This is a genomic window from Micromonospora craterilacus (assembly GCF_003236315.1).
Taxonomy (GTDB): Bacteria; Actinomycetota; Actinomycetes; order Mycobacteriales; family Micromonosporaceae; genus Micromonospora; species Micromonospora craterilacus.
Window position 1 is genome coordinate 1 of record NZ_POTY01000525.1, and the last position, 570, is coordinate 570.

Annotated in this window: 1 protein-coding gene; it reads left to right on the forward strand. The window is 74.0% G+C overall.

The window, feature by feature from the left end:
• Positions 1-570, forward strand: a 570-nt coding sequence (locus C1I95_RS35635; RefSeq protein ID WP_325048896.1) for an MAB_1171c family putative transporter, incomplete at both ends; no start/stop codon positions are given.

Sequence of the window (570 nt, forward strand, 5' to 3'; positions counted from 1 at the left end):
TGGCCCTGGCGGTCACCGTGACGGCGATGGTGGCCCTGTTCGCCGTCACGCCGCCCGCGGCCGGGCTCGCCGAACCCCGGGTACGCGGCGGCGAGTACTACGGTGAGCCCTTCGACGCGCCGTTCCTCTACGTCTACCTGGCCTACCTGGGCTGGTCGCTGGTGCAGGTGGTGATCCTGGCCAGCCGGTACGCCCGCATCGCGCACCGGCCGCTGCTGCGCCTCGGGCTCCGGCTGATCGTCGTCGGCTCGCTGTGCGGGCTGGCCTACGTGACGGCCAAGCTGGTCGCGGTGGCCGTGGGCCTCCTGCGGCCGGACTGGGCGTTGGCCGCGGACGCGCTGGTGGTGCTCGCCTTCACCACCTCGATCCTGCTGGTGCTGATCGGGTCCACCCTGCCCTCCTGGGGACCGATGGTGGGGCTCGACCGGCTGTGGGAGTGGGCGGGGGCGCTGCGCGACTACCGCCGCCTGCACCCGCTGTGGCGGCGCATCCACAAGGTGTTGCCGCAGATCGCGCTGCTCCCCCCGCCGACCGGGCTGCGTGGTGCGCTGGCCGTGGCCCGCGACGCCT